The organism is Hydrogenophaga sp. L76, from assembly GCF_057654755.1.
In genome coordinates this window covers 2,952,442-2,974,150 of sequence record NZ_CM172807.1, presented here as the reverse complement: position 1 = coordinate 2,974,150, position 21,709 = coordinate 2,952,442, and the positions used below count along the sequence as shown (strand labels likewise).

General features: G+C 67.6%; 22 protein-coding genes. 7 read left to right on the top strand and 15 right to left on the bottom strand.

Features of this window, described 5'->3' with window-relative positions:
• Positions 1–142 precede the first annotated feature (142 nt).
• The 4 genes from AC23D4_RS14330 (at position 143) to AC23D4_RS14315 (ending at position 2,817) form a co-directional block, all read left to right on the top strand.
• Entirely contained in the window at positions 143–376 is a 234-nt protein-coding gene (locus tag AC23D4_RS14330) for a hypothetical protein (RefSeq protein WP_472888629.1), read from the top strand.
• A 213-nt stretch (positions 377–589) separates the two neighbouring features.
• Complete coding sequence (locus tag AC23D4_RS14325; protein ID WP_472888630.1) at positions 590–1,162, top strand: pilin; 573 nt, start codon at positions 590–592, stop codon at positions 1,160–1,162.
• A gap of 197 nt (positions 1,163–1,359) precedes the next feature.
• A complete protein-coding gene (locus AC23D4_RS14320; RefSeq protein ID WP_472888631.1) occupies positions 1,360–2,019 on the top strand; it encodes a pilin in 660 nt (219 codons plus the stop codon).
• 9 nt (positions 2,020–2,028) lie between these two features.
• Entirely contained in the window at positions 2,029–2,817 is a 789-nt protein-coding gene (locus AC23D4_RS14315; protein WP_472888632.1) for a pilus assembly protein, read from the top strand.
• 21 nt (positions 2,818–2,838) lie between these two features.
• On the opposite strand, the gene moaC is transcribed toward AC23D4_RS14315, so the two are convergent.
• A complete protein-coding gene (gene moaC / locus AC23D4_RS14310; protein ID WP_472888633.1) occupies positions 2,839–3,342 on the bottom strand; it encodes a cyclic pyranopterin monophosphate synthase MoaC in 504 nt (167 codons plus the stop codon).
• A 58-nt stretch (positions 3,343–3,400) separates the two neighbouring features.
• Between moaC and AC23D4_RS14305 the strand changes: the two genes are divergently transcribed.
• A complete protein-coding gene (locus AC23D4_RS14305) occupies positions 3,401–5,158 on the top strand; it encodes a M48 family metalloprotease (protein ID WP_472888634.1) in 1,758 nt (585 codons plus the stop codon).
• A 139-nt stretch (positions 5,159–5,297) separates the two neighbouring features.
• Here AC23D4_RS14305 and AC23D4_RS14300 read toward each other — a convergent pair whose 3' ends face one another.
• Together AC23D4_RS14300 and AC23D4_RS14295 are read right to left on the bottom strand one after the other, a co-directional pair.
• Positions 5,298–5,648 (bottom strand): phage holin family protein, encoded by a 351-nt coding sequence (locus AC23D4_RS14300; protein ID WP_472888635.1) that lies wholly within the window; start codon positions 5,646–5,648, stop codon positions 5,298–5,300.
• A 28-nt stretch (positions 5,649–5,676) separates the two neighbouring features.
• Positions 5,677–6,396, bottom strand: a complete 720-nt coding sequence (locus AC23D4_RS14295; protein WP_472888636.1) for a TerC family protein — start codon at positions 6,394–6,396, stop codon at positions 5,677–5,679.
• Positions 6,397–6,766: 370 nt separating this feature from the next.
• Between AC23D4_RS14295 and AC23D4_RS14290 the strand changes: the two genes are divergently transcribed.
• The gene (locus AC23D4_RS14290) at positions 6,767–7,186 is read left to right on the top strand and encodes a DUF3717 domain-containing protein (protein ID WP_472888637.1); all 420 of its coding nucleotides are present in this window, start codon (positions 6,767–6,769) and stop codon (positions 7,184–7,186) included.
• Here AC23D4_RS14290 and AC23D4_RS14285 read toward each other — a convergent pair.
• Both AC23D4_RS14285 and purB read right to left on the bottom strand, forming a co-directional pair.
• The gene (locus tag AC23D4_RS14285) at positions 7,175–7,942 is read right to left on the bottom strand and encodes an oxygen-binding di-iron domain-containing protein (RefSeq protein WP_472888638.1); all 768 of its coding nucleotides are present in this window, start codon (positions 7,940–7,942) and stop codon (positions 7,175–7,177) included. The two genes, AC23D4_RS14290 and AC23D4_RS14285, sit on opposite strands and share 12 nt — an antisense overlap.
• Before the next feature lie 223 nt (positions 7,943–8,165).
• On the bottom strand, positions 8,166–9,593 hold the full coding sequence (gene purB, locus AC23D4_RS14280; protein WP_472888639.1) for an adenylosuccinate lyase: 1,428 nt from the start codon (positions 9,591–9,593) through the stop codon (positions 8,166–8,168).
• 168 nt (positions 9,594–9,761) lie between these two features.
• Here purB and AC23D4_RS14275 point away from each other — a divergent pair, with 168 nt between their 5' ends.
• Complete coding sequence (locus AC23D4_RS14275; protein ID WP_472888640.1) at positions 9,762–10,376, top strand: glutathione S-transferase N-terminal domain-containing protein; 615 nt, start codon at positions 9,762–9,764, stop codon at positions 10,374–10,376.
• Positions 10,377–10,420: 44 nt separating this feature from the next.
• On the opposite strand, the gene AC23D4_RS14270 is transcribed toward AC23D4_RS14275, so the two are convergent.
• The 10 genes from AC23D4_RS14270 to glnE all read right to left on the bottom strand — a co-directional run bounded on the left by AC23D4_RS14270 (position 10,421) and on the right by glnE (position 21,639).
• Positions 10,421–10,864, bottom strand: a complete 444-nt coding sequence (locus tag AC23D4_RS14270) for a nuclear transport factor 2 family protein (RefSeq protein ID WP_472888641.1) — start codon at positions 10,862–10,864, stop codon at positions 10,421–10,423.
• 6 nt (positions 10,865–10,870) lie between these two features.
• Positions 10,871–11,743: an SDR family NAD(P)-dependent oxidoreductase gene (locus AC23D4_RS14265; RefSeq protein ID WP_472888642.1), complete on the bottom strand. Its 873-nt coding sequence runs from the start codon at positions 11,741–11,743 to the stop codon at positions 10,871–10,873.
• Between the two features lie 25 nt (positions 11,744–11,768).
• Entirely contained in the window at positions 11,769–12,302 is a 534-nt protein-coding gene (locus tag AC23D4_RS14260; RefSeq protein ID WP_472888643.1) for a DUF3833 domain-containing protein, read from the bottom strand.
• Positions 12,299–13,663: an MFS transporter gene (locus AC23D4_RS14255; protein ID WP_472888644.1), complete on the bottom strand. Its 1,365-nt coding sequence runs from the start codon at positions 13,661–13,663 to the stop codon at positions 12,299–12,301. Before AC23D4_RS14255 ends, AC23D4_RS14260 begins: the two co-directional genes overlap by 4 nt.
• Before the next feature lie 61 nt (positions 13,664–13,724).
• Complete coding sequence (locus tag AC23D4_RS14250) at positions 13,725–14,312, bottom strand: chalcone isomerase family protein (protein ID WP_472888645.1); 588 nt, start codon at positions 14,310–14,312, stop codon at positions 13,725–13,727.
• A gap of 5 nt (positions 14,313–14,317) precedes the next feature.
• Positions 14,318–15,541, bottom strand: coding sequence for a class I SAM-dependent methyltransferase (locus AC23D4_RS14245; protein ID WP_472888646.1), 1,224 nt, complete (start codon positions 15,539–15,541; stop codon positions 14,318–14,320).
• A 25-nt stretch (positions 15,542–15,566) separates the two neighbouring features.
• Complete coding sequence (locus AC23D4_RS14240) at positions 15,567–16,376, bottom strand: DUF1365 domain-containing protein (RefSeq protein ID WP_472888647.1); 810 nt, start codon at positions 16,374–16,376, stop codon at positions 15,567–15,569.
• Positions 16,373–17,788, bottom strand: a complete 1,416-nt coding sequence (locus AC23D4_RS14235; RefSeq protein ID WP_472888648.1) for an NAD(P)/FAD-dependent oxidoreductase — start codon at positions 17,786–17,788, stop codon at positions 16,373–16,375. Before AC23D4_RS14235 ends, AC23D4_RS14240 begins: the two co-directional genes overlap by 4 nt.
• 408 nt (positions 17,789–18,196) lie before the next feature.
• Positions 18,197–18,826 carry a rhomboid family intramembrane serine protease gene (locus tag AC23D4_RS14230; protein WP_472888649.1) on the bottom strand — a complete coding sequence of 210 codons (630 nt, stop codon included), beginning with the start codon at positions 18,824–18,826 and terminating at the stop codon, positions 18,197–18,199.
• Positions 18,823–21,639, bottom strand: coding sequence for a bifunctional [glutamate--ammonia ligase]-adenylyl-L-tyrosine phosphorylase/[glutamate--ammonia-ligase] adenylyltransferase (glnE, locus tag AC23D4_RS14225; RefSeq protein WP_472888650.1), 2,817 nt, complete (start codon positions 21,637–21,639; stop codon positions 18,823–18,825). Before glnE ends, AC23D4_RS14230 begins: the two co-directional genes overlap by 4 nt.
• Between the last annotated feature and the right edge of the window lie 70 nt (positions 21,640–21,709).

Below are 21,709 nucleotides of genomic sequence, written 5' to 3'. Positions count from 1 at the left end.
GATGGCCGATGCTCAACCGGGCTCATCATGGACGAGATCCAGCGCTTCGACCAGATCCCCAGCCGGGAGGGCGACGTGCGCCACGACATCCGCTGGCTCAGCGCAGGGCAGACTTTCGAGCTGTGAGTGGCTCTGGAAGAAGTTGGCGCCGTGCCCCGAGAAACCCATCGACATCATTGACACCCCTGTCGTGGTGGCCGGCCTGATCAGCCCGCAACCCGACTCGCCAGACCCGGGCGATCCGTTCTTGTGGGACCTCTTGGCGCTCAGGCCCGATCTCATCCTGGTCACGGGCGACCAGCGTTTGTTGCCAGACGCCGGCATGGGGCAGCGGGTCATCACGCCGCTGGCGCTGGCATCACGCCTGCAACACTGAACACAAAGACCTTGCCGCCGCAGGTGACAATTTCTGCCTGCTCAGACCGAGGTGACAAAAATTGTCAGTAGCAAAAAGCACCACATGACACAAATCGTCACGTGCACCGACTGCAGCGTGAAAAAGACCGCAGAAACCCGGCCCTGTCGGGTTGGCACGGACCCTGCTCAGTAAAGCGCATCTTTGTCCCGCAACCCCTAAGGAGTTTTTCTCATGAAGCGTTCCATGCAAAAAGGTTTCACCCTCATCGAATTGATGATCGTGGTGGCCATCATCGGTATTCTGGCTGCCGTGGCCCTGCCGGCTTATCAGGACTACAGCATCCGTGCCAAGGTGTCGGAAGCCGTGATCGCAGGCTCCGCAGCCAAGGGTGTACTCAGCGAGGCCTTCCAGTCTGATGGCATTGCTGGTTTGAGTGCTGCTTCTACCTCCATCAACGCTACGCCGTTCGCCCAGAAGGCTTCCAAGTACGTCGTCAACTACTGCGTGGGTGCCACCGTTACGACGCCTGGCGCAGCCGACTGCACTGCCACCACTGCCTTGACTAACTGGGTGGTCTCCGTGGCAATTGCAGCTACCTCCGGCAATGGTATTCCCACCACACTGAACGGCCAAACTATCACTTTGTCCCCCAACGTGGCGGGTGTTACGCCTGTGGCCACTTCGGTTGGCGCGATTGACTGGGCTTGCGGTTCTGTAACCACCCAGGCCGCTACTGGTCGCGGCTTGACCAACGTTGTGGCTGGTACCCTGCCTGCCAAGTACGCTCCGTCTGAGTGCCGCTGATTTCTGCAGGGCTTGCCTGAGCAAGCTCTGGCAGTGATCAAACCGAAAAGGGTGCCCAAGGGCACCCTTTTTTATTGAATATCTGGCGCTCTTCCAATTGATGTGATCTCGGGATGTCATATTTTTGGCCAATGAGACGAAAATTGGCAGTGGCGGGACGTCATGTGTCCAATGATTGACCCGGCATTTAATTGGATGTGAATTACTTCACGACAAAAGGGCATTTTGTGGATGGCACACCATTTGCAACGTTTCCGGTAGCAAGTTTTCCGTTGTCTGGAGTCGTCATCATGGGTTTGCAGCACAGCCGGGGGTTCACACTGATCGAATTGATGATTGTGGTGGCGATCATCGGCATTTTGGCCGCCGTGGCCTTGCCGGCCTATCAGGAGTATTCAGTCCGTGCCAAGCTGAGCGAAGGGCTGGCGGCAGCATCGGTGGCCAAGACCCTGTTGGCAGAAGGCTATACCCAGGATCGGGTGACTGGGCTGAACGCCGCAGCGACTGCGGTCAATGACACGCCTGTGGCCGACAAGGCGTCCAAATACATCGCCAACATTTGCGTGGGGGCGGCGGGCGTTGCCGGCGCCAATTGCACACCTTATGCACCCGATGACGCTTGGCCCATTTTTGTGACCATTGTGGCCCATGCTGCCAATGGGATTCCTGCCGGGCTGAATGGTGCGACATTTACTTTGTCGCCGAATGTCAATAATGCCGCGCCAACGGCGGCATCCACCGAATCGATAGACTGGGCTTGTGCCAGCGAAACGTCAATGACCGCTACCGGGCGTGGCATGACCAACATCGCCTTGGGCACTTTGCCGGCCAGATATCTGCCGACAGAGTGCCGATAAACTCGGCACATGTCTTTTCATCTGCGCATGAGGTCCGCCAGCAAAGCGGCCCTCTTTCATTTTCTGGGCTCGGTGCTGGTGGCGGCCATGGCGGCCGTGCTGGTGTTTCTGGTCTGGTACCCGCATCCTTATGGCCTGCTCTCGGGTGGTTCCAGGCTTTTCCTGATTCTGGTGGCGGTGGATGTGGTCTGTGGCCCTTTGCTGACCCTGGTGCTGTTCAGTCCGAAGAAGCCCAGACGCGAGATTTTTACGGACATGGCGTTGGTGGTCCTTATCCAGCTGGGGGCGCTGGCCTATGGCATGCACACGGTGTATCAGGCGAGGCCCCTCTTTCTGGTTCACGAGGTGGACCGGTTCCGGGTGATCAGCTTGCCGGATTTCAATGGCGACGATGTGAGCGCTGCGCTGGGGCAACTGGACCGCGCACTCAAGCCACGACTATTGGGGGGCCCCGTGACGGTGGGCATTCGCGACCCGCTCAGTCGTGGGGAGCGACAAGACGTGATGTTGGAGTCCATTGCAGGCGGCCGCGATTACGCCCAGCGGCCCGAGTTCTACCGGCCCTACGATGCGGCCTATCAGGCCAAAGTATTGGCCCGTGCGAAGCCCCTGCAGTCTTTTGTGCAGCACTTTCCGGAAGTCGCCCAGGAGGCCGCCAATCTGGTCAAGACCAAAGGGGTGTCGCTGGAGAACGCCCTGTTCTTGCCGGTGCTGCACAAGCAGGAATGGGTGGCGGTGATGGACGGGCAGGCACGCATCCTCGGCTTTCTGCCGGGTGACGGCTTTGCGGTGCCATGAGCACCTGATCACGCAGGTACATCACGTACTGGCAACAAAGTGCCCGCTCTTCCCGCCGCGCTTCTCCATCAACCGCACCCCATCCACCGTCATCCCCCGGTCCACCGCCTTGCACATGTCGTAGATCGTGAGCAGGGCCACGCTGCAGGCGGTGAGGGCTTCCATTTCCACGCCGGTCTGGCCGGTGCATTCGGCGGTGGTGCGGCACAGCACGCTGTTCGCCGCGGATTCCACCTCAAACTCGACCGCCACGCGCGTGAGCGCGATCGGGTGGCACAGGGGGATCAGGTCGCTGGTCTTTTTGGCGCCCTGGATGCCGGCGATGCGGGCGATGCCGAGCACGTCGCCTTTTTTGGCGCTGCCGCTCTGGATCAGCGCCAGCGTGGCGGGCTCCATGCGGATGCGGCCTTCGGCCACGGCCACGCGGTGCGTGCTGGCTTTGGCGGCCACGTCGACCATGTGGGCCTGGCCCTCGGCGTCGAAATGGGTGAGCGGGCTGGGGGTCGGGGTGGTGGGGTGGTTCATGGCGGGCTTTTGCGCTGTCTTTACAGAAACCTGGGGGCGTTGGCGGCATCATACGGGGATGCGCCTGCTGACGACCCCCCGATTCCCGCCGCCCCGCCGCCTCTTTTCCGTGCCCGTGCTGCTGGCCGCGCTGGTCGCGGTGCCGGTGTCGTTGACGAACGCCCAGACGAACCCCGCGGCCGGTGGCGCGCCGGGAGCGGCTGCAGCGCGCGGCGGGCTGCCCAGCCTGGGGGACGAGCAGGGCATGTCGATCGCGGCCGAGCGCCGCCTGGGCGACCGCATCGCGCGCGACATCTACCGCGACCCGGATTACCTGGACGACCCCGTGCTGGGCGACTACCTGGCGGCGATCTGGCAGCCGCTGCTGGGCGCGGCGCGCGCGCGCGGCGATGTGCCGCCCGAGCTGTCGGAGCGGCTGGCCTGGGAGCTGATGATTTCGCGCGACCGGCGGGTGAATGCCTTCGCCTTGCCGGGGGGTTACCTGGGGGTGAACCTGGGCCTGCTGGCGGTGACCGAGCGGCCGGAGGAGCTGGCCTCGGTGATGGCGCACGAACTCAGCCATGTGTCGCAGCGCCACATTGCGCGCCTGGTGTCGAACCAGGACCGCATGGCGCCCTGGATGCTGGGCGCCCTGATCCTGGGCGCGCTGGCCGCGCGCGCCAACACCGAGGTGGCCAACGCCGCCATCATGGGCAGCCATGCGGTGGCGATGCAGACCCAGCTGAATTTTTCGCGCGACATGGAGCGCGAGGCCGACCGCGTGGGCTTTGGCGTGCTGACCGGTGCGGGCTTCGAGGGGCAGGGTTTTGTCGACATGTTCGACCGCCTGCAGCAGGCGGCGCGCCTGAACGACGACGGTTCCTTTCCCTACCTGCGCAGCCACCCGCTGACCAGCGAGCGCATCGCCGACATGCGCGCGCGCCTGCCGCTGGCGACGGCGAGCGCCCGGCCGGGCGTGGGGCCGCTCCGGTCCGCGGTGCCCGGCGCTGCTGCCGGAACGCCCGCGGCCGGTGGGTCAACCGGCCTGCGGCTGGACCTGCCGGCGCTGGCCAGCGCCGCACCGGGCCCTTCCGGGCGGGTGGCGAGCCTTGCCAGTTCTCCCGTCGTCAGCGTCGAGCGGCATGCCCTCATGGCGGCGCGTGCCCGCGTGCTGGCCGAAAACGGGCCGGACCGGCTGCGCGCCTGGCTGCAGATTGGCCAGGGCGCCAGCGCCACGCCCGGTGTGCGTTATGCGGCCGCCCTGTCGGCGCAGCGCCTGGGGCAGCGCGATCTGGCGCTGGAGCTGGCGCAGCGCCTGCGGGGCGCGGTGGCGGCGAGCGCCCGGCCAGCCGCCGACGCGCTGATGCTGGAGCTGCTGCTGAGCGCACCCGCCGCGGGCGGCCAGAGCAACAGCCGCGTGGACCCCAGCGGTGCCTTGCTGGCGGCCCTGCGCGACCAGGCCCTGGCGGGCGATTCGCGGGCAGACCTCTTGCTGGGTGCGCAGGCCGCGCTGGCGACCGGCGTCCCGGAGCGCGCGGTGGCGCGCCTGCAGGCCTGGGTGGTGCAGCGCCCGCGCGACGCCATGGCCTGGCAGGTGCTGGCGCGGGCACACCAGGCGCAGGGGCACACGCTGCGGTCGATCCGCGCCGAAGCCGAATCGCGCGCCGCGCACCTGGACTTCGAGGGGGCCGCGGACCGCTTCCGGGCCGCGCAGGCCTTGCCGGCGGCGCAGCGCGCAGCGGACCCGATGGAACTCGCCATCGTGGACAGCCGGCGCCGCGAGGTGGAGCGCCTGCAGCGCGAGCTGGCGCTGGAACTGGAGAGCGAGAAGCGTTAGGGCCTTACCCGGTCGCCAGGACCGGACAAGCCGCTCATACGGGCTCGCCTTCAAACGTATAACTGCGTTGGTTCGCCTTGCCGTGCTACAGCACTGTCTGCGGCTCCCGCCTTGTTCTACGCTTGAATGCGAACCCGTATCAGCCCCGCGATACCGTCTTGAGCGCGGCGTCCACCACCAGCATCAGCGCCGAGTAGATCAGCGAGCCCAGCAGCGCGGCCCAGAAGCCGTTGACACCGAAGCCATTGAGCAGGCTGGCGGCGGCCCAGAACAGCAGGGCGTTGATGACGAACAGGAACAGGCCCAGCGTGATCACCGTCACTGGCAGGGTGAGGATCACCAGCACGGGGCGCAGGACGATGTTGAAGAGGCCGATCACGGCCGCCGCGATGAGGGCCGAGGTGAAGCTCTGGATCTGCACGCCGGGGTAGAGGTAGGCCACCAGCAACAGGGCGCAGGCCGCGAGCAGCCATTTGAGGATGAGTTTCATGCGGGCAGCATAGCATCGGGCGCTTGGCTTATGCCTCGGCCGGCTTCTGGCGCGAGGCCACGATCTTGCCGATGGCCAGCACCAGCAGCGCGCCGGCCACGGCGGCGGCGTAGTGGAAGGTGGCGCTCTGGGACAGCTTGGGCATCCAGCTCATGTTGGCCGGGTCGGCCAGGGCCGGGTCGGACACCAGCATGCCGCCCGCGATCCAGCCCAGCAGCATGCCGCCCGCGACGATGATGGAGGGGAAACGCGCCATCAGCTTGATGACCAGCGTGCTGCCCCAGACGATGATCGGGATGGAGATCAGCAGGCCGAGCACCACCAGCAGCATCGAGTGTTCGCCCGCGTTCTGCGCGGCACCGGCGATGGCGATCACGTTGTCCACGCTCATCACCAGGTCGGCCACGATGATGGTCTTGATGGCCGCGAACAGCTTGTCGCTGCCCTGGATGTCGCCGTGGCCGTCTTCGTCGGGCGCGATCAGCTTCACGCCGATCCACACCAGCAGCACCGCGCCCACCAGCTTGAGGAAAGGCACGTTGAGCAGCGTCATCGCGAAGGCGATCAGGATCACGCGCAGGACGATGGCGCCCGCGGTGCCCCAGAGGATGCCCTTGGTGCGCTGCGCGGGCGGCAGCTTGCGGCAGGCCAGCGCGATCACGACCGCGTTGTCGCCGCCGAGCAGGATGTCGATGATGATGATCTGTCCCAGGGCGACCCAGAACTGGGGTGATGTCAGGAAATCCATGTGGTCCTCTTGGTGTTGGGGAATGAGGCCCAGACCTCGGCCGATCGACGGGCGCCGACCGGTCGCTTGGCGCACGCTGCGAACGCACCGTGGCAAGGGCAGGCAGGCCTTGATCGGCCTGGGCGGGCCTATCAAAGGTCTTGCTCAGGCCGGTGACGGATCACCGGGCTCGGATCGCCGGAAGCAGATGCTTCGTCCTGACGACGGTCCGAACGGTCATGATCGGCGGGCCGGCTGGCCGCCACCCTGACCGGAGAGCTACTCCCCTTCGAGTGCCGCGATTGTATAGAGGCGTGGCTGTCAGCGGCTGTCAGGGGCATACGGACTTTCCACAAACCTGCAGCGGGGGGCTGGCTATCATCCATTCCCCATGGCCAGCATCCACATCTCCGATCTCGAAGCCGCGATCAACTATTGGCGTGAGCGCTCACCCTCGTCGGATGGGCTGGCGCTGGCAGAGCCCACGCGCGCGCTGGCCGAGCTGTATGCCGGCATGGCGTACCGTCAGGAAACCGAGGTCGAGGAAGCCAGCCTGTTGCCGCCGGTGCGCGAGGCGTGGCTGGCCTGGTTCCAGACCATGCCGGACACCCCCTGCATCGCGATCTGCTCCACCAGCCAGGGGGATGCCGTGTGCAAGGGCTGCGGCCGCACCTTTGACGAAGTGCAGCGCTGGACCGGGATGACGCCGGGCGAAAAGCGCGCGAGCTGGCGGCGCATCACGCTCGACGGCACCGCCTGGCGTTTCAACCGCTACGCCGAGCGGGCGATGGAACAGCCTTCAGGCTGGTAGGGTGTAGTTCGCCTGCGTCATGTTGTCGACGCCGCAGTTCACCGTGACGATCCAGTCGAGGAACTCCTGCACCGCGGCGCCCGCGATGGGTGCGCCGTGCTGCGGCACGATCATGTGGATCGGCAGCGTGCGTGCCATGTTGGCCCACAGGCGCAGCACCTTGTTGCAGACCATGTAGCGGCGGTGGAAGCCCTCCATGCGGGGCAGGTGGGGGGCCAGCGAGGTGATGGGTTGGGAGGCGTCGGCCGAGGTGCCCAGCGACACACCGAGGTCGCCCGAGAAGAGGATGCGGCTCACCGGATCCCAGAACTGGAAATTGCCCTCGGCGTGCATGAAGTGCGCCGGCAACGCCACCAGCTCGGACCGGCCGAGCGGAATGCGCATGCCCGGGTCGGGGATGCCGATGATGCGCCCCGCGGTCTTGCCCGGCTTGCAGAAATGCGGCGCGAAACGTTCCCACAGGGTCGAGATGTAGAGCGTGGCCTGGGTGCTGGTCATCCAGCGGTCGAGCGAGGCGATGATGTCCGGGTCGGCGTGCGACGCCAGAATCTCGGTCAGTTTGCTGGGTTGGAAGTAGCGCCCGATGGTCAGCAGCAGCTCGTTGTAGGCCATGTTGCCACCCGGGTCGATGATGGCGCCCTGCTGGCCATCGATCACCAGGAACTGGTTGGCCTGCACCGCTTCACCGCCCTCGTCGCTCAGGTGCGCGAACATCAGGCACACATGGCCGTCTTGGTTGAACAATTCAATGGCCATGGGGATTGTTGTGGGTTCTTCTGAAGGCGCGATGCATGCGCGGGACGGTGGGCGCTGCCATCATGAATGCTGGTTGCGCCTCATCAACTGTTCGGTGCACTTTGCCAGCAAAGCCGCACGTTCAAGCCGACAGGCCACACAAACAGGCCACAAAAACAGAACAGTCCGAGAATTATGTCACGCCATTCCGGGCAGCCAGGGCTGCCCGGGCGGGGCGCTGGGATCAGACGCGCTGCGCCAGTTCCGTGGCCTTGCCGACGTAGCTGCCCGGTGTCATGGCCAGCAGGCGGTCCTTCTCGGCCTGCGGGATGTCCAGGCTGCGGATCAGCGCGTGCAGGGCCTCGGCGGTCACGGTCTTGCCGCGCGTGACTTCCTTGAGCTTTTCATAGGCGCCAGACACCCCGAAACGCCGCATCACGGTCTGGATCGGCTCGGCCAGCACTTCCCACGACGCGTCGAGATCGGCGGCCAGCGCCTCTTCGTTGAGCTCCAGCTTGCCCAGGCCCACGCCCATCGAGTGGTAGGCCAGCACGGCGTAGCCCAGCGCCACGCCCATGTTGCGCAGCACGGTGGAGTCGGTCAGGTCGCGCTGCCAGCGCGAGACGGGCAGTTTCTCGCTCAGGTGTTTGAGCAGGGCGTTGGCCAGGCCCAGGTTGCCTTCGGCGTTCTCGAAGTCAATCGGGTTGACCTTGTGCGGCATCGTGGACGAGCCGATTTCGCCCGCCTTCAGGCGCTGCTTGAAGTAGCCCACGCTCACATAACCCCAGATGTCGCGCGCCAGGTCGATCAGGATGGTGTTGGTGCGCGCGACCGCGTCGAACAGCTCGGCCATGTAGTCGTGGGGTTCGATCTGGATCGAATACGGCTGGAAGCTCAGGCCCAGGCCCAGCGGCTCGGGCGACTCGATCACCTTGCGGCTGAAGGCTTCCCAGTCGAAATCGGGCCAGGCCGAGAGGTGCGCGTTGTAGTTGCCCACGGCGCCGTTCATCTTGCCCATGAGCTTGACGCTGGCGATCTTCTCGCGCGCGGCGGTCAGGCGCACCACCACGTTGGCGATCTCCTTGCCCACGGTGGTGGGGCTGGCAGTCTGGCCGTGGGTGCGGCTGAGCATGGGCACGTCGGCAAAGGCGTGGGCCATGTCGCGCAGTTTGGCGATCACGCCGTCCAGCGCGGGCAGCAGCACCGCGTCGCGCCCGCCCTTGAGCTGCAGCGCGTGGCTGGTGTTGTTGATGTCTTCGCTGGTGCAGGCGAAATGCACGAACTCGGCGGCTTTTTCCAGCTCGGGGCGGGCGTCGAATTTCGACTTGATCCAGTACTCGACGGCTTTCACGTCGTGGTTGGTGACTTTCTCGATGTCCTTGATGGCCACCGCATCGGCTTCGTTGAAGTTTTTGACCAGGCCCATCAGGTAGGTGCGGGCGCCGGGCGAGAGCGCGGGAAATTCGGCAAAGCCGGCGTCGGACAGGGCGATGAACCAGGCGATTTCCACCTGCACGCGGCGGTGCATGTAGCCCTGTTCGCTCATGAAAGGGCGCAGCTGGGCCAGACGCCCGGCGTAGCGGCCATCCAGCGGCGAGAGGGCGGAAATCGGCGACAGGGCCGAGGTGGCGGGGGTGGACGAGGCAGAGGGGGAAGGAGAGGTCGGGCGCATCCCGCCATTGTAGGAGGCGGTCCCGTGAGCGGGCCACCGCCGGGCGGCTGGGTCGCGCGGAGCGCCCGCAGCGGCCGGGTGTTTTCCCTGTCATGCGTGTCAGCCGCGGGCCGGGAATCGCTCGCTAAAATGGCCGATCCGCGGTCTACCGTGCAACATGCCTGCTTCATGAAACTCATCGGCGCCATCACCAGCCCTTACGTGCGCAAGGTGCGCATCGTCATGGCCGAGAAGAAGCTGGACTACCAGTTCCTGCCGGAAGACGTGTGGTCCGCTGACACCACCATCGCCGCGTCCAACCCGCTGGGCAAGGTGCCCTGCCTGGTCATGGAAGGCGGCGAAACGGTGTTTGACTCGCGCGTGATCGTCGAATACCTGGACACGCTGTCGCCGGTGGGCAAGCTGATTCCGACCCAGGGGCGCGAACGCGCCGAGGTGAAAACCTGGGAAGCGCTGGCCGATGGCGTGCTCGACGCCGCCATCCTTGCGCGGCTGGAAGCCACCTGGCCCGGCCGCACCGATGCGCAGCGCTGCGATGCCTGGATCGAGCGCCAGATCGGCAAGATCCACGCCGCCCTGGCCTCCATGAGCCAGGGCCTGGGTGACAAACCCTTCTGCTCGGGCATCCACATGAGCCTGTCCGACGTGGCCGTGGGTTGCGCCCTGGGGTACCTGGGCTTCCGCTTTCCCGACATCGAGTGGCGCACCACCTACCCGAACCTGGCCCGCCTGGCCGACAAGCTGGCGCTGCGCCAGAGTTTCTCGGACACCCGGCCGGAGTAGCCACAGCCGCGCCGCGCGCGACCCCCTGGGTGCAACGTCCCTTCCTAGGTGTTGGCGCGTCGTTTCAGCCAGCGCATGAGAACGCCCAACCCGGGCAGCTTTTCATACAGCTCTTCGGCCGCGTCCCAGTAGTCGCGGTGTTCATGGATGCGGCCGTCTTCGGCCAGCGTGAGGTGTGAGCCGCCGCGGATGACCTGCTCGGTCACGGTGTCGAAGCGTTTGAAGCGGAAGCGGAATTCCCACACCAGAAAAGCCTGTGCACCATCGACGATCTGCTGCGTCACGACGAAGCGCGGTTCGTGCAGCGCCACGAACATGTGTTCGAAGAGGCGTGTGATCGCCGGGATGCCTTGCACCTCGTTGAACGGGTCCTTGAAGCGGGCGTCCGGTGTGTAGAAGTCGCCGATCTGCGCCACGTTCTGCGGCGTGAGCGCTTCAAAGTACGCGGTGATGCGGGCCACGGCGGCGCGGGAATCGGTGGTGTTCATGCCGCCTTATAGCCCGGTGAAGCGGCGCACGGCCGGGAAGTAGACGCGGTAGGGCAGCAGGCGCAGCAGCTTCATCCAGCGCGTGAAACGCTTGGGGTAGTGGATGTCGAAGGCGCCGCGCGCCCAGCCGTCGAGCATGGCCGCGGCGGCCTGTTCGGGTGTGATGAGCGAGGGCATGCTGAAGTCGTTTTGCGCTGTCAGGGGCGTCTGCACGAAACCCGGGTGCACCACGCTCACGCCCAGGCCGAGCGGCTCCAGGTCGAGGTAGAGCGTTTCGGCCAGGTTGGTGAGCGCGGCCTTGGTCGGGCCGTAGGCCAGGCTCTTGGGCAGGCCGCGAAAACCCGCCACGCTGCTGATGAGGCTGATGTGGCCGCTGCCGCGCGCGATGAGCGCGGGCAGCACGGCGTCGAGCACGTTCAGGGCACCGCTGTAGTTGATCGCCAGGTGTTGCTGCAGCTCGCCCAGGTCGAACTCGGTGGCGCGCATTTCGCGGTAGTGGCCGGCGCAATAGAGCACCAGATTCAGCGGACCCTGCGCCAGCATCGCGCGAGCGGTGGCCGCCACGGCGGCGGTGTCGGTCACGTCCAGCGGCCAGGCCTGCACCGGAGGCGGCTCGCCGGTGCGGGTGTGTTGCGCCACCAGGCGCGCCAGCGCCGCCGCACCGCGCGCCGACACCATCACGCTGGCACCGCGCGCGATCAGCGCTTCGGCCGTGGCCAGGCCGATCCCGCTGGACGCGCCGATCACCCAGACCCGTTGCCCCCCCCAGTCGGTGATGGGCGGGTTGAACGGGCGCAGCAGCGACCAGCCGCGCCGCTGCTGCGCGGGGTGGTCCGTGCGCGCGGCGCCGGGTTCGACAAAACTGCGTTGGGGTGTCATGGGGGTGGCCGGTGGGACAAAGGCTTCATCTCTTGACGAAGGAGAGCGTGACCTCGCCCAGGTGGATGCCGAACTTGCTCATGCGGGCCTTGTTGAGCATCACGTGGTCGTTCATGAGGTACATCCAGTCGTCGAACTCGACGTTCCAGACCTTGCCGTCCACCGGCAGCGCCAGCGTGTAGCCCCAGCGGAAGGCGTTGCCGCGCGCCTCGCCCTGGGCCGTGCCGACCACGTCGTCGGCCGTGCCGGTGTAGCGGCCGTTGCCCAGGTGCTTGAGGCGCCAGATGCGTTTCTGCGTCGTGCCGTCGGAATAGGTGAAGTCTTCGTCGAGCACGCCGTCGTCGCCGGTCCAGCTGCAGCGCATCACCACGGTGAATCGTTTGACCACCTGGCCCGAGCGGTCGGTGAAGACACCATAGGCATCGAGCATGCCGTTGAAGTAGCTGCGCAGGTCGAGTGTGGGGCGGTCGTTCGCGTAGTCCGCGATCTGCGGGCCGGCACAGCCGGTCAGCACGGCCAGCGAGGCCACGCCGGTGGTGAGCAGGAGGCGACGTTTCATGGGTGGGCTTTCAACGGGTTGGTCGTGGGGGCGGCCGCGGCCGCGGTTTCCGGGCGGATGAGCAGGGTGTAGAGCAGAGCACCCGCGGCGAGCTTGAGCGCGCACGGCAGCAGGCAGTAGGCAGCGGTGAGGGTCTGCAGGGCTTCGGGCGAGCGCGCGCCCGGCGTGTAGCCGAACCAGGCCAGCAGCGGCAGGGCGAGTCCGGCGGCGAGCGCCAGATTCAGCTTGGTGGCAAAGCTCCACCAGCCGAAATAGGCGCCCTCGCGCTGGCCGCGTTCGCCCAGCTGCCCGATCACGCCGGCGAGCATGGCGCCCGGCAGCGCCAGGTCGGTGCCCAGCGCAACGCCCGAGAGCGCGCAGACGATCAGGAACGGCACGGCATCGCCCGCGCCCAGCGTGGCGGCCCAGATGAACACCGCGACCGCCAGCGCCATGCCGGCCAGCCAGGTGCGCGCCAGTCCGAATCGGGCCACCACGCGCACCCACAGCGGCAGGGAGAGCGCGGCAAACAGGAAGTAGGTGGCCAGAAAGGCCGGCTCCAGCGCGGGCGGCGCCTGCAGCCGGTCCTGCACGAAGAACAGCACCAGCGTGGCCGGGATGGCGCTCGCCGTGCCGTTGAGCACGAACACCGCCAGCAGTTTCCGGAACGCGGGCTGGCGCAGCGGTGAGCGGCCTGGCTGCAGCGTGGCAGCGGGCGCCGCACCTTGATCGGTGGCTGATGCGACGGGCGCGACGGAGCGGCTCCAGACCCAGCAGCCCAGCGCCAGCAACACGGCGAAGCTGGTCACCGTGGCGCCCAGGCCCAGCGTGCCGGGCAGCACCGCGGCGAGCAGCACGCCCAGCAGCGCCAGCCCCTCGCGCCAGGCCACCACGCGGCTGCGCTGCGCTTCGTTGCCGCCGAGCCGTGCGCCCCAGGCCTGGTGGGCCACGCTCACGATGCTGAACGCGGTGTAGGTGATCGCCATCACGCCGCCGGCCCAGCCCAGCAGGGCCGCCATGCCGTGGTCGAGCACGGCGGCGGGCGGAAACAGCAGGCCCCACAGCCCGAGCGCCAGCACCACCGCGGCCAGCGCCGCAGCGCCCAGCACCGCGCCGGTGGAGCGCGCAAAGAGGCGGTCGCACCAGCGGCCGATCCAGGGGTCGAGCACGGCGTCGATCAGGCGCGCGCCGAGCAGCACCGCGCCCAGCGCCGCCAGCGGCGCGGCGAACTCGCGGGCGTAGTGGTTGGGCAGGATGACGTACAGCGGCAGCGCCACGAACGCCAGCGGCAGGCCCAGCAGCCCGTAGCCCAGGCCGTGTTGCCAGCCACCGGGCGCGGTGAAGCGTGCAGCGGGCTCGGCGGCTGGCGTTGGGAAGTTCACTCGACTGCCCTCCGTGCTGCGCACTGCGGGGCTGAGCGCCTTCGGAACGGCCGGGCGGCGCTCATGGCTGGCGCGCCTGGGCCAGCGGCTGCAGCAGGTTGTCGCGCATGCGCGGCTGCGAGGTCCTGGGCGAGAGCCAGATGCCGAAGAACAGGCGGGCGAAGCCGGCGTCGGCGATCTCGCCGCGCCACTGGCCGTTCAGGTAGAAGCGGGCCCCGCTGCCCGGCACGTGCACGCCGGTGATGCGGTCGCCGCGCTGCACATCGGGAAACAGCGCGCTCATGGCCGCCAGCCACTGCGCGGCCTGCTGCGGGCTGACGCTGGCGAGGCCGCGCATTTCGTCGATCGATCGCTCGGCGATGTCGCGCCCCTTGAAGGGGCGCAGGTAGTTCAGCTCCAGGCCGAAGCGGTGCTCGGCGTAGCGCTGTGCGTCAAAGCCCGGCGCGGTCCACAGGCTGGCGTCGTAGACCTCGAAGCCCCACACCCGCAGCCGCGCCTGGCCCACGGCCTGGTGGTCCTTGAGCGCGGTGTCCAGCGTGGGCTCCGGCGTGTTGGCGTGCAGCGCTGCGCCGGGCGCACCGGCCAGTGCGAGTGCCAGCCAGAGGGCTCGGGTGTTCGGGCGGCGGGGCCGCAGGCGATGGGTGTTCATGGCGGTCAGGCGGGTTTGCGCAGCGTGAACTGCACGACGTCGACGTTGCCCTCGGCGAAGGCCGCTTCGCAGTAGGCGAGGTAGAACTCCCAGATGCGCAGGAAACGCTGGTCGAAACCGAGCTGCAGCACGCGCTCCTGCTGGTGCAGGAAGGCGTCGCGCCAGAGGCGCAGCGTGTGTGCGTAGTCGGGACCGAAGGCGAACTGGTCCACCACTTCCAGCCCGGCGCGCTGGGCCTCGGCGCGGAACGCGCGCGGGCACGGCAGGCAGCCGCCGGGAAAGATGTACTGCTGGATGAAGTCGGTGCCCTGGATGTAGCGGTCGAAGTGCTCGTCGGCGATGACGATGCTCTGGATGCAGGCGCGGCCGCCGGGTTTGAGCAGGCGCGCGACCGACTGGAAGTAGGTCGGCCAGTACTCGCGGCCCACGGCCTCGACCATTTCGATCGAGCAGATGGCATCAAAGGGCTCGTCGTTGATGTCGCGGTAGTCCTGCAAGCGCAGATCGGCATGGGACGACGTGCCCAGCTTCTCCATGCGCTGCTGCGCAAACGCCAGCTGCTCGGTGGACAGGGTCACGCCGGTGATCGAGGCGTCGAACTCGGCGGTCGCCATCTCGGCCAGCGCGCCCCAGCCGCAGCCGATCTCCAGCACGCGGTCGCCGCTCTGCACGCCGGCCATGCTCAGCGCGCGGCGCACCTTGGCGTGTTGCGCGGACACCATGTCCTGGTCCGGCGTTTCGAACAGGGCCGACGAGTAGTTCATCGTGCCGTCGAGCCAGAGTTGATAGAAGGCGTTGCCCAGGTCGTAGTGGGCGTGGATGTTCTTGCGGCTGTTGGTCTTGGAATTGCGGTTGAGCTTGTGGCGGATCCAGTAGGCGAGCCGCCCGAACCAGGAGCCGTAGATCACGTCTTCGATGTCGCGCCGGTTGGCGATGAAGAGGCGCAGCAGGTCGGTCAGGTGGGGCGTGTGCCAGTCGCCCGCGAGGTAACTTTCGGCGAAGCCGATGTCGCCCGATTTGAGGGCCGCTCCGAACACGTTCCAGTTGTGAAGGGACAGGCTGGCGTGGATGCCTTCGCCATGGCCGAAGCGCTGCAGGGAGCCATCGGGCAGTTGCAGCGTGAGGCTGCCGTGGCGCAGGCGCTGCAGCAGTTGCAGCGTGCTGCGGGCGGCGGCGGGCGCGTTGCGGGGCAGGGCGAAACCGGCGTTGGGGGCGGTGGTGCTGTTCATGGCGGCGGTGGGCAGCGGTGAAGGATCAGAGGGCAGGCGGTGGGGCGTCGCCCGCGGTGACGAAGTCGCGCGGTGGCTCGGGCTGGCGGAAGAAGGGCGCGCGCTTGATCCACAGGCGCAGCGCCTGCCAGTGGATGCGCGCGATCACGCCGAAGGTCATGGCGGGGTAGCGCCAGAGCGCGCGGCGCACGCTCTGCGCATCCAGCGGCTGCAGCTGGCCGCTGACGCTGGTGTTGATCAGCACCGCTTCGCCGGGTGCGTCGAAGTAGTCGATGCGCGCCACGGTGCGGTCCTGCCCGTCGACGGTGCTGCGCATGAAGACGAAGCGGTACTGGCCACGCACCGGGCAGAAGGGCGAGACGTGGAACACCTTGTCCGCCGTGCAGGGCACGCCGTAGACCGGGTGCTCCAGCAGGTAGCAGTGGCGCTCGCCGAAGGTGTTGTTGACCTCGGCCACCACGGCGCGCAGCGAACCATTGGCGCGGTGGGCGTACCAGAAGCTCACCGGTTTGAAGCTGTAGCCGAAGACGCGCGGGTAGGTGTGCAGCCAGACCTCGCCGGCGGCGTCGGTGATGCCGTGTTGCTGCAGCAGTTCGTCGAGCCAGGCCAGGCTGTCGCTGCGGCCGTCGCCGTGGTCGGTGTCGTGGAAGGCGAGCGCGGCGCGGCGGTTGCGCGCCAGCGTGCCGTTGCCGTGCGCGCGCAGGCTGCGCATCGGCAGCATCAGGAAGTAGGTCGGGTAGGCGAAGGCGTGGCGCTGCGGCCGGTGGCGCGTGTGGCGCACCTGGCCGAAGCCGATCTGTGGCGGCTCGAAGGGCGTGCTGCGCACGGCATTCACGCGAACACCCCCGGCAGCGCGGCGCGGCGGGCCGCGGCTTCGCTGCGCGCGGGCACGAGGCCGTGTGCGTCGATCAGCGCGCGCGCCGCGTGCAGGCCGGCTTTCAGGCCGTCTTCGTGGAAGCCGTAGCCCATCCAGGCGCCAGCGAAATACGTGTGTTGCCGGCCCTGCAGCGCCGGTACCTGGGCCTGCGCGCGGATGGCAGCGAGGTCGAACACCGGGTGGGCGTATTCAAATTCGCCGTGCACCAGCGCCGGGTCAATGGGGTTTTGCGGGTTGAGCGACACCACCACCGGCTGCTGCACCGGCAGCGGCTGCAGCTGGTTGAGCCAGTAGTGCAGGCAGACCCGGGCGGATTCCTGGTGGGCGCTGGGCGCGCGCTCGTAGTTCCAGGCCGCCCAGGCCTTGCGTTCGCCGGGCAGCACCGAAGCATCGGTGTGCAGCACGGCGCGGTTGGGCTGGTAGCGGATGGCGCCGAGCACGGCGCGTTCTTCGGCCGTGGCGGCATCGCCCAGGATGGCCAGCGCCTGGTCGCTGTGGCAGGCCATCACGACGGCGTCGAAGCGTTCGACCCGGCCTTCGGTCACCACGCGCACGCCCTCGGCATCGCGCAGCACCTGCTGCACCGGCGTGTTCAGCCGCTTGTCGGCGATGCCGGCCACGATCTTCTCCACGTACTGCCGCGCGCCGTCGGCCACGGTGTACCACTGCGGGCGGTTGGTGATCTGGATCAGGCCGTGGTTGTGGCAGAAGCGCACCATGGTCGCCACCGGGAACCGCAGCATCTGGTCCGTCGGGCAGCTCCAGATGCAGCCCATCATGGGCAGGAAGTACCAGTCGCGGAATTCGTCGGAGAATTTCTGTGCGCGCAGGAAATCGCCCAGCGGCTGCAGCAGCAGGCTGCCGGGCGCCAGGTCTTCACCGCGCTGTGCCAGCCTGGTGGTGATGCGGTTGAAGCGCACGATGTCGCGCAACATGCGCCAGAAACGCGGGTTGCCGAGGTTGCGCCGCTGCGCGAACACGGTCGCCAGGCTGGAGCCGCTCCATTCCAGCGCCGAGCCGTCGGGCGCAGCCCCGGGCGCCTGCACGGAGAACGACATGTCCGACTTCGCGACCTGCACGCCGAGCTGGGCGAACAGCGCCAGCAGGTTGAGGTAGGTGCGCTCGTTGAGCACCAGGAAGCCGGTGTCCACGCCGAAGGTAACCGGCAGGCCCTGGGGGTCGGGCAGGGTCATGTCGACCGTGTGGGTGTGTCCGCCGAAATAAGCGCCTGCTTCAAGCAGGGTGATGTCGGCCAGGCCTTGAAGCGTGTGGGCCGCTGCCAGGCCCGAGATGCCCGAGCCGATGATGGCGATGCGGGGGCGCCGGGGGGCTTTGCCACCGATGGGCTGGGGGTGGTGGTCGGAGCGCATGACTCAGACCCCACAGCCCGGTGGGCTGGAATACAAAGGCCTGCGAAGCGCCCCGAGACGAAGGAGGGAGGGAGGGAGGAGGAGGAGTTCCGCCTCGGGATTGCATCCGGACACATGTCCGGAAGGCTTCGCAGTGCAAAAACGTGGGCTGTCTGTCGCGCACCATGACGCGCAGCCGTTGGTGTATGGAGGGCCGGCGGTTGAAAAAAGTTCCGTAACCGTGTGTTCATGGGTTTTCCGGCGTGTGATCGGTGGTCAGAGAAGTCGTCGAGTTCTTGTTTTGAACTTCAACGTTTCTATTGTGACTGATCAGTCACTATTTGTCCGAAAGATTTTTGTCCATGACCATGCCGTGAGCATGGTTTCAGCCGGTGCCTCTGCCCCCAAGGGCGACCGGCGGCGGCGGGATCAGCGGCCCGCGGTGTGTGGTGGCCTGGGCGGCAGGCCGCTGAAGCGCCAGATCGGGCCCCAGGTCGCGATCAGACCCAGCAGCAGCCCCCAGGCCGCGGCGCTCAGGTGACCCGCCTGCACCACCGACATGTCATGGGCGCCGTCCCACACCACCGGGTACGCCCAGCCGCGCTCCAGCAGCAGCTTGCCCAGCAGCACCAGCGCCAGCAGACCGCCCCAGCGCTGCGCTTTCGGGATCGCTATGCGCTGGCGCAGCAACTGCACCGCCAGCACCGCGATGCCCGCGTGCAGCACGCCCGACAGACCCACCGCATAGCCGATCTGTGGCCACCACAACAGGCTCAGCTGCCCCAGCGGCCAGGCCAGCAGCCAGGCCAGCGTGCAGGTCCAGTTGGGCCGGATCACCCAGGCGAAGGCGGTCAGCGCGCCCAGCGCGATCTGGTTGAAGATCAGTTGCGGGGTGTTCAGGTGCACCCAGGCGCTGGTCCACAGCGTCCAGGGCTGGGCGGTCCAGCCATCGGCGCGCCAGATGAAGGCGTCCAGCGTGCCCTCGCGCGTCCACCACAACAACATGCTGGCCACCGCGTGCAGCGCACACAGCAGCAGCCAGCTGCCCGACCGTTTCATGCGCCGGGGGGCGTGCCCAGCACGTGTTGCCAGAGCGCCTGCACCGCCGCCGCCTCCGATGCCACCAGCGCGGCGTCCACCTGCGTGGGCGCCTCGTCCAGCCGGGCGCGGTGCTGGATCTGGCGCAGCACGCGGTAGGCGTCCGACGCGGCCTGGCCCATGCCCGGCCGCAGCAGCCCCGCCGCTTCGGCGCGCTGCAGGAGATTGATGTTGCCGGTGTTGAGGCGCAACTCGGGGTGCTCGCGCGACTGCGAGAGCACCAGGAACTGCACCACGAACTCCACATCCACCATGCCGCCATGGCTGTGCTTGACGTCGAACATGTCGCCGCGCACCGGGTGCGCCGCACGCACCTTTTCGCGCATCGCCACGATCTCGGCCGCCAGCGCAGTGCTGTCGCGTTCGGCGGTGATCACCGATTCGCGGATCGCGTCGAAGCGCGCAAACATCGCCGGACTGCCCAGCACCGCGCGTGCCCGCGTCATCGCCTGGTGTTCCCAGGTCCAGGCGGTGTTGCTGCCGCGCTGCTGCTGGTAGTTGGCGTAGGCGGTGAAGCTGGTCACGAGCATGCCGGAGTTGCCGTTCGGGCGCAGCGCGGTGTCGATCTCGAACAGGTCGCCCTCGCCGGTCTTGACCGTCATCCAGTTGATCATCTTGCGCACGAAGGCGGCGTAGATTTCACCGGCGTTCTCGTCTTCGTCTTCGTAGACGAACACGATGTCGAGGTCGCTGCCGTAGCCCAGCTCCTTGCCGCCGAGCTTGCCGTAGCCAATGATGGCAAAGGCCGGTTCTTCGCGATGGCGGTTCTTCAGGCGGCCCCAGCACCAGCGCGCCGTCACGCGCAGCATCGTGTCGGCCAGGGCCGAGAGGTCGTCGGCCACCTGCTCGACGCTGAGCACCCCTTCCAGGTCGCGCGCCAGCGTGCGGAACACCTCGGCGTGGTGCGCGCGGCGCAGCAGGTTGAGCAGGGTCTCTTCGTCGTCTTCGTCGGTGGACCGCAGCGCGTCGCGGCGGTTTTCCAGTTCGACCTCGAACTGCAGCGCATCGAAACGGTCGGTCAGCAGCTGCTGGCTCGCCAGTTCGTCGATCACCCCCGGGTGTTTCAGCAGGTAGCGCGCCGGCCATTTGGCCGCGCCCAGCAGGCGCAGCAGCCGCTCGTGCACCGAAGGCCGCTCCTGCAGCAACGCCAGATAACTCTCGCGGCGCAGCAGCGGCTCGATCCAGTCCGCCAGGCGCAGCGCCGCCTGCTCGTTGACGCGGCCTTCTTCCAGCCAGGCGCCGGTGCGCTCCACCAGCCGCACCAGGCGCAGGCGGGCGTCTTCGCGCAGCGCCAGCACGCGCGGGTGTTCGCACCACTGCGCCACCTTGGCGGCAAAGGCCTCGGGCAGCTGCGGCAACACACCCTGCAGGCTGTCGACCGCGCTGCGGGTGGCGCCGTTCTTGCCGTTGCAGCCCGCGCCGTTGCAGCCGCCGCCGGACGTGCCACCGAGCAGGATGTCGAACTCCTGCGCCACGGTTTCGCGGTGCGCGTCCAGCGCGCGCAGGAACTCGCACACCGTGGCGCAGCCCATGGTGGCGGCGAGCCAGGCCAGGTCGTCGTCGCGCGTGGGCATCACGTGAGTCTGCTGGTCGTCCAGGTACTGGATGCGGTGTTCCACCCGGCGCAGGAAGTCGTAGGCGGTGGCCAGCGCCTCGGCCGTGGCCGGGGGCATCAGGTTGGCTTTGCACAGGCGCTGCAGCGCGTCCAGCGTCGGGCGCGTGCGCAGCTCGGGGAACTGGCCACCCCGCACCACCTGCAGCAGCTGCACGGTGAATTCGATCTCGCGGATGCCGCCGCGCGAGAGCTTGACGTCGTTGGCCCGGCCCGGGTTGCCCGCGGCGCGCTTGGACGCGTGCTCGCGGATCTGGCGGTGCAGGCTGCGCAGCGAATCGAAGACGTTGTAGTCCAGGTACTTGCGGAACACGAAGGGCAGCACCGCGCCGCGCAAACCGTTCGCGCTCTTGTCGCGCACGCAGGCGGCCGGCGCGATCAGCCGGCTCTTGAGCCAGGCAAACCGCTCCCACTCGCGCCCCTGCACCAGGAAATACTCTTCCAGCGCACCCAGCGACACCGCGCTCGGTCCCGAGTTGCCGTTGGGCCGAAGGGCCAGGTCAACACGGAACACATTGCCGTGTTCGGTGGTCTCACCCACCGTGTTGTAGATGTGTTTGACGGCCTTGCCGAAATACTCATGGTTGCTGATGCGGTTGCGTCCCTGCGCGTTCCCGGCGGTCTCGCCGTCGGCGTCGTAGACATAGATCAGGTCGATGTCGCTCGACACGTTGAGCTCGCGCGCGCCGAGCTTGCCCATGCCGATCACCCACAGCTGAGCCCGGGTGCCGCCCTCGGCCAGCGGCGCGCCGTACAGGTCGTCCAGCTCGGCAAAGGCCAGGGTGCAGGCGGCGTCGAGCGCGAGTTCGGCCAGCTCGGTGACCGCCCGCGTCACCGCCTGCAGCGGGGCGTCCTGCTCGCAGTCGAGCACCACTAGGCGCTCCAGCACCAGCTGGCGCAACACGCGCAGCGCCGCGGGCATGGCCAGGCTGCGGGCGAGCAATTGCGCCAGACAGGCCTGCATGCTGGCGTGCACCGGCGCCCCCGGCGGCAGGCAGTCCAGTTCGCTGGCGTAGCGCCGTCGCACGCGCTGCACGAAACGGGAGTAGGCGGCCTCGCGGTGGGCCAGTGTCAGGGCATCCAGGCAGGGTGCGACCGGCGGCACATGGGTTGACAGGGCGGAATCGAGTGCTGGGGAACCGATGTTGGGGCTGGCCGTCATAATTTGCAGTGGATATGAATCAAAGCCCGGCACCTCTCGCGTCTGCCACGAGAACCCCCAGAACCCTTTC

Coding starts and splice junctions, on each gene's coding strand:
- AC23D4_RS14325 (WP_472888630.1), top strand. CDS start 590: ATGAAGCGTTCCATGCAAAAAGGTTTCACCCTCATCGAATTGATGATC.
- AC23D4_RS14315 (WP_472888632.1), top strand. CDS start 2,029: ATGTCTTTTCATCTGCGCATGAGGTCCGCCAGCAAAGCGGCCCTCTTT.
- moaC (WP_472888633.1), bottom strand. CDS start 3,342: ATGAACCACCCCACCACCCCGACCCCCAGCCCGCTCACCCATTTCGAC.
- AC23D4_RS14305 (WP_472888634.1), top strand. CDS start 3,401: ATGCGCCTGCTGACGACCCCCCGATTCCCGCCGCCCCGCCGCCTCTTT.
- AC23D4_RS14300 (WP_472888635.1), bottom strand. CDS start 5,648: ATGAAACTCATCCTCAAATGGCTGCTCGCGGCCTGCGCCCTGTTGCTG.
- AC23D4_RS14295 (WP_472888636.1), bottom strand. CDS start 6,396: ATGGATTTCCTGACATCACCCCAGTTCTGGGTCGCCCTGGGACAGATC.
- AC23D4_RS14290 (WP_472888637.1), top strand. CDS start 6,767: ATGGCCAGCATCCACATCTCCGATCTCGAAGCCGCGATCAACTATTGG.
- AC23D4_RS14285 (WP_472888638.1), bottom strand. CDS start 7,942: ATGGCCATTGAATTGTTCAACCAAGACGGCCATGTGTGCCTGATGTTC.
- purB (WP_472888639.1), bottom strand. CDS start 9,593: ATGCGCCCGACCTCTCCTTCCCCCTCTGCCTCGTCCACCCCCGCCACC.
- AC23D4_RS14275 (WP_472888640.1), top strand. CDS start 9,762: ATGAAACTCATCGGCGCCATCACCAGCCCTTACGTGCGCAAGGTGCGC.
- AC23D4_RS14270 (WP_472888641.1), bottom strand. CDS start 10,864: ATGAACACCACCGATTCCCGCGCCGCCGTGGCCCGCATCACCGCGTAC.
- AC23D4_RS14265 (WP_472888642.1), bottom strand. CDS start 11,743: ATGACACCCCAACGCAGTTTTGTCGAACCCGGCGCCGCGCGCACGGAC.
- AC23D4_RS14260 (WP_472888643.1), bottom strand. CDS start 12,302: ATGAAACGTCGCCTCCTGCTCACCACCGGCGTGGCCTCGCTGGCCGTG.
- AC23D4_RS14250 (WP_472888645.1), bottom strand. CDS start 14,312: ATGAACACCCATCGCCTGCGGCCCCGCCGCCCGAACACCCGAGCCCTC.
- AC23D4_RS14245 (WP_472888646.1), bottom strand. CDS start 15,541: ATGAACAGCACCACCGCCCCCAACGCCGGTTTCGCCCTGCCCCGCAAC.
- AC23D4_RS14235 (WP_472888648.1), bottom strand. CDS start 17,788: ATGCGCTCCGACCACCACCCCCAGCCCATCGGTGGCAAAGCCCCCCGG.
- AC23D4_RS14230 (WP_472888649.1), bottom strand. CDS start 18,826: ATGAAACGGTCGGGCAGCTGGCTGCTGCTGTGTGCGCTGCACGCGGTG.
- glnE (WP_472888650.1), bottom strand. CDS start 21,639: ATGACGGCCAGCCCCAACATCGGTTCCCCAGCACTCGATTCCGCCCTG.